The 3739-nt window shown below is 69.6% G+C and carries 6 protein-coding genes and 1 pseudogene; all 7 read right to left on the bottom strand.

Annotated features, from left to right (window positions below; translation table 11 throughout):
* The coding region (locus BN4332_RS26440; protein WP_338066793.1) for a DUF6779 domain-containing protein at nucleotides 1-239 on the bottom strand (239 nt) is incomplete at its 3' end.
* Between the two features lie 77 nt (nucleotides 240-316).
* A complete protein-coding gene (locus tag BN4332_RS26435; protein ID WP_066902392.1) occupies nucleotides 317-793 on the bottom strand; it encodes a DUF3180 domain-containing protein in 477 nt (158 codons plus the stop codon).
* Entirely contained in the window at nucleotides 793-1329 is a 537-nt protein-coding gene (folK, locus tag BN4332_RS26430) for a 2-amino-4-hydroxy-6-hydroxymethyldihydropteridine diphosphokinase (protein WP_066902391.1), read from the bottom strand. The genes BN4332_RS26435 and folK overlap by 1 nt, the downstream gene beginning before the upstream one ends.
* Nucleotides 1326-1700 carry a dihydroneopterin aldolase gene (gene folB, locus BN4332_RS26425; RefSeq protein WP_066902390.1) on the bottom strand — a complete coding sequence of 125 codons (375 nt, stop codon included), beginning with the start codon at nucleotides 1698-1700 and terminating at the stop codon, nucleotides 1326-1328. Before folB ends, folK begins: the two co-directional genes overlap by 4 nt.
* Entirely contained in the window at nucleotides 1693-2106 is a 414-nt protein-coding gene (locus tag BN4332_RS35130) for a DUF6779 domain-containing protein (protein WP_338066802.1), read from the bottom strand. The genes folB and BN4332_RS35130 overlap by 8 nt, the downstream gene beginning before the upstream one ends.
* A 126-nt stretch (nucleotides 2107-2232) precedes the next feature.
* Nucleotides 2233-2937 (bottom strand): annotated as a pseudogene (folP, locus tag BN4332_RS26420) (dihydropteroate synthase); the annotation flags it as partial.
* A gap of 14 nt (nucleotides 2938-2951) precedes the next feature.
* Nucleotides 2952-3569: a GTP cyclohydrolase I FolE gene (gene folE, locus BN4332_RS26415; RefSeq protein WP_066902389.1), complete on the bottom strand. Its 618-nt coding sequence runs from the start codon at nucleotides 3567-3569 to the stop codon at nucleotides 2952-2954.
* Nucleotides 3570-3739 lie beyond the last annotated feature (170 nt).

Below are 3739 nucleotides of genomic sequence, written 5' to 3'. Positions count from 1 at the left end.
AGATCGCGCGCCTTGGCCTGGTCCAGGTCACTCTGGCGCCGGTAGATCACGGAGACGAAGGCCGCCACCACGGCGGCCCACAGGGCCAGGATGACGGCGAGCTTCAGCAACTCGACACGATCGGTGAACACCAATGCGGAGCTGGCCAGAATCGCGAGCACCAGCAATACCGTTAAGAGGAGCCAGCCCGGCCTTCGGCCGCCGCGCCGTGGCCGACCACCGCGGGGCAGAACGGTCATGCGCCGACTGTACCCGTCACCGGTCGTCGAACCCGTCGACCGCTGCGGCGATTCGGCCGACGACCTTGGGAAATCGGCTACTCGGGCGCGGCATCGGTATTGTCCGGCGGTTCCTCTGGGGATTTGCAGCAGTGCTGCAGCCACACGGCCGCGACGGCCAGCGCCAGCGCACTGACCGAGGCCACCACCGCACCGGGCGTGTCCTCGGCGGCCACCCGGATCTCGCCGCGGCGCGGCAGGAGGTACACCACGACCCCGATCCACCACCCGGCGGTGATGGCCCCGACCCAGGCCGAGGCCTTGGCGATCACCACCGACCGGGCCACCGCGAGCGGGTGCAGCCGGCCTGCGCCGACCCCGATCTGCCCGTCGTTGATCTTGGCGCGCACATAGAACGCCCAGCCCGCCTCGACGATCGCCACCGCGAGCAGCGAGAGCCCGGTCCACAGCGTCAGCGGCGGGAACCACCGGTAGAGCATGCCGACCAGGACGTAGCCGATGATCGCCACGACGATGACCGCACCGGCCAGGTCACGCTTGCGGGTCGGGCCCATCAGTCGGCCACCGGATCGGTGCGGATGTGCAGGGTCAGATCGGTGCGCCGGACGCCGGCCCGTTCGGCCGGGTCGATCTCCTCCAGCAGGTGCGCCACCCGCCGTGTTCGGCCGACGACCGTCAGCGCGGCGTCGGGGTCCACCGCCAGCCACGGGATCAGCACGAACGCCCGCAGATGAGCGAGCGGATGCGGCAACGTCAGGACCTCGTCTCGGGAGAACACCTCGGCGTCACCGTCGTGACAGGTGACCAGGTCGACGTCGAGGGTGCGGGGACCCCACTTCTGTTCCCGGACCCGGTCCGCCTCCCGCTCGAGCTGCTGCCCGCGCCGCAACCAACCGTGGGCGTCGAGGTCCGGATCGTCGGCGATCACCACCGCGTTCAGGAACGGACTCTGCTCGACCCCGCCCCAGGCGTCGGTCTCGAACACCGGTGATACTGCGCGCACCGCTGCCCCGAGGCCGTCGAGCACCGACTGCAACCGGGCCAGCCGGTCGCCGATGTTCGATCCGATCGACAGCACCGTGGAAGTCACTGGCTGTTCCCTCTTCTGGACCTCCGCGCCACCACCGCCACATCGTCGAAGGTCAGCGGTATCGGGGCACTCGGCTTGTGCACCACCACCTCGACCGCATGCAGGCGCTCGTCGGCCATGACGGCATCGGCGATCTCGGCCGAGACGGTCTCGATCAGGTTGCGGGGCGGGCCGGCCACGATGTCGGCGGCCAACTGGGCCAGCGCGCCGTAGTCGAGGGTGTCGGCGAGATCGTCGCTGGCGGCCGCACCACGCAGGTCCACCCACACCGTGATGTCGACGACGAACTCCTGACCGTCGCGCCGCTCATGGTCGAAGACACCGTGGTTTCCGCGAACCCGCAAGCCGCGCAACTCAATTCGATCAGCCAAGCCGTCCTCCAGATTCCCAGNGCTCGGCGCGCAGCGCGGCCACCTCGTCGGCGGCCTGGGCACGCAGCTCGGACGCCAGCTCCCGGCGCAGCTGGGTCTCGACGGTCAGCTCGTACTCGCGCCGCGCCGAGATCTCGCGATCCAGCTGCAGGTCGTAGACGAACTTCAGATCGCGCGCCTTGGCCTGGTCCAGGTCACTCTGGCGCCGGTAGATCACGGAGACGAAGGCCGCCACCACGGCGGCCCACAGGGCCAGGATGACGGCGAGCTTCAGCAACTCGACACGATCGGTGAACACCAATGCGGAGCTGGCCAGAATCGCGAGCACCAGCAATACCGTTAAGAGGAGCCAGCCCGGCCTTCGGCCGCCGCGCCGTGGCCGACCACCGCGGGGCAGAACGGTCATGCGCCGACTGTACCCGTCACCGGTCGTCGAACCCGTCGACCGCTGCGGCGATTCGGCCGACGACCTTGGGAAATCGGCTACTCGGGCGCGGCATCGGTATTGTCCGGCGGTTCCTCTGGGGATTNCGCGGCCGTCCGGTGGGCGCGGTGTCCCGTCCGGCCCGGCCAGCAGGGCACCGAGAAAGCGCTTGCGCGACGCCCCGACCAGCACCGGGATGCCGGTGGCGACGAACTCGGGCAGGGCATGCAGCAGGGCCCAATTGTCCTGAGCCGTCTTGGCGAACCCCAGACCCGGATCGATGATCAGGCGCTGCGGCTCCACACCCGCCGCGACGGCCGCGTCGACCGCACTCAGCAATTCGGACCGAACCTCGGCCACCACGTCGTCGTACCCCGGCGCCTGGTGCGGGTGCGCGGCCCCCACCGAACGCCAGTGCATCAGGATCCACGGCACGCCGGCCTCGGCGAGCAGCGGCGCCATGTTCGGGTCGGCCAGGCCGCCGGACACATCGTTGACGATCTGCGCGCCGCTCTCCAGCGCAACGCGTGCCACGTCGGCGTGCATGGTGTCGATGCTGACGGTGATCCCTTGGGCGGCAAGGGCTTCGATCACCGGGGCGACGCGGGCGGCTTCCACCGCGGGCTCGATCCGCACCGCTCCGGGACGAGTGGATTCCCCACCCACGTCGATGATCGCGGCGCCGGCGGCGGCCAGCGCCAGCCCGTGTTCGACGGCACGGTCACGGTCGATGAACTTGCCGCCGTCGGAGAAGGAATCGTCGGTGACGTTCACGACCCCCATGACCTGCACCCGCGTTCCGCGGGTGTCCATCGGGTTCAGTGGGTTCACTTCCGCAGGATAAGTTCCAGCGCCTCGGCCCGGGATGCCTTGTCGGTCTTGAACTGTCCCCGCACCGCGGACGTGGTGGTGACCGCGCCGGGTTTGCGCACACCCCGCATGGCCATGCAGAGGTGCTCGGCCTCGATCACCACGATGGCCCCGCGCGGGTTGAGCTTGCGCATCAGCGCGTCGGCGATCTGCGCGGTCAGCCGTTCCTGCACCTGCGGGCGCTTCGAGTACAGGTCCACCAGGCGGGCGATCTTCGACAGACCCGTCACCCGGCCGTCCACGCCGGGGATGTACCCCACGTGGGCCACGCCGTGGAACGACACCAGGTGGTGCTCGCAGGTGGAGTACAGCGGGATTTCCTTGACCAGCACGAGCTCGTCGTGCTCCTCGTCGAAGGTGGTGTTCAGCACCGCGTCCGGGTCCGTGTACAGACCGGCCATCAGCTCCTTGTACGCACGCGCCACCCGAGCCGGGGTATCGATCAGACCCTGACGATCGGGGTCCTCACCGATGGCGATCAGCAGCTCACGCACCGCCGCTTCGGCCCGCGGCTGGTCGAACACCCGCATGGCCGTCTCGGTGTTGTTGTGATGCTCGCGCAGCGACTGCGACATCGAAGCCTCCGTTCTCGGATCAGCCGTGGGCCGGCGGGTTGGACCGGTCGGCGCTCTCGTGACCGCCGTCCTGGCCTGCCTCGCCGCTCGGATTCGGCTGACCGGGATGAGGATAGGGCTGATACGGGTACGGCTGGGGCTGCTGCCACCCCGACGGATGCGGCGGCGGG

Origin of the sequence: Mycolicibacterium houstonense (assembly GCF_900078665.2) — a bacterium.
Lineage (GTDB): Bacteria > Actinomycetota > Actinomycetes > Mycobacteriales > Mycobacteriaceae > Mycobacterium > Mycobacterium houstonense.
The sequence above is the reverse complement of the archived record's forward strand: the minus strand, read 5'-3'. Positions and strand labels throughout refer to the sequence as shown.

What these genes read in the sequence shown, in the direction of transcription:
- BN4332_RS26435 (WP_066902392.1), bottom strand. Translation starts at nt 793, where the DNA reads ATGGGCCCGACCCGCAAGCGTGACCTGGCCGGTGCGGTCATCGTCGTG.
- folE (WP_066902389.1), bottom strand. Translation starts at nt 3,569, where the DNA reads ATGTCGCAGTCGCTGCGCGAGCATCACAACAACACCGAGACGGCCATG.